This window comes from Neisseria sp. P0009.S007 (assembly GCF_051962515.1).
The window spans coordinates 1-1,041 of the sequence record NZ_JBQCVF010000508.1 but is presented as its reverse complement, the minus strand read 5'-3'; the positions used below and the strand labels follow the sequence as shown (position 1 = coordinate 1,041).

Genomic DNA, 1,041 nt, shown 5'->3' with positions numbered 1-1,041 from the left:
CAATAAGTGCAGTATAGATAATTCCCAGTAAGAGATATATACTCGAATTATTGATACAACGTTTCCTAATAAGAAATAATGGATACCCTATTTAGCCTAAAAGTTTTCCGCCAAGTTGTTCAAAGCGGCAGCTTTACCCGTGCCGCCGATCAGCTCGATATCTCCACCGCCATGGCCAGCAAACACGTCAGCCATCTGGAAAACACCATTCAAGCCAAGCTCTTACACCGCAACAGCCGCAACCTTCATCTGACCGAAGCAGGCGAAGAATACTACCGCCAGTGCAGCTACGCGCTGGATACCTTGGACACCGCTGCCCAAAAAGCGGCAGGCGGTACCGACACGCCGCAAGGTATGTTGCGCGTTACCATGCCCCTATGGTTTGCAGGTGGCAATATGAGCGCATGGCTAGCAGAATACCGCCAGCGTTATCCCAAAGTCACGCTTGACCTCGTCCTCGACAACCGCCATATCGACCTCATTGCCGAAGGTTTCGACCTCGCCTTACGCGTTTCCAAAACCCCCTCCCCTTCGCTGATCGTCAAACCGCTGGCCAAAATCGAGTTCGTCCTGCTTGCCGCTCCCGACTATCTGGCCCGACACGGCACACCCGATACGCCCGAAGCCGTCATGCAGCATCAAGCCATCCTGCCTTCCTATACCAGTCAACAAAACTGGGAGATTACCCACCGCATTACCGGAGAAAAAGCCATTCTCCATCTCTCCCCGGTTATCCGCAGCGACAACACACTGATGATACGCGAGCTGATTAAAGCAGGCGCAGGCATAGGCTATCAGCCCCTTTGGGCAGTTCAGCAGGAATTGAAGGATGGTACATTGATCCAACTTCTGCCCGATTACACCATCTGGACAGACCAACTGAACGCCACCTATGTCGACAGGGCATTTCTCAGTGCGAAAGTACGCAGCTTTATCGACTTTCTCAATGAAAAAATATCGGAAAGATAAACATCAAGGCCGTCTGAAACACTTTTCAGACGGCCTTTAATCAAAGCAACAATCCAATCAATAATTGGTCGA

1 protein-coding gene is annotated in these 1,041 nt (G+C 50.7%); it reads left to right on the top strand.

The window, feature by feature from the left end; translation table 11 throughout:
- The first annotated feature begins 78 nt into the window (after positions 1-78).
- A complete protein-coding gene (locus tag ACTHS3_RS14405) occupies positions 79-969 on the top strand; it encodes a LysR family transcriptional regulator (protein ID WP_049335797.1) in 891 nt (296 codons plus the stop codon).
- The last annotated feature ends 72 nt before the right edge of the window (positions 970-1,041 follow it).

Excerpts from the sequence above, each read along its gene's own strand:
- ACTHS3_RS14405 (WP_049335797.1), top strand. The coding sequence starts at position 79 with ATGGATACCCTATTTAGCCTAAAAGTTTTCCGCCAAGTTGTTCAAAGC.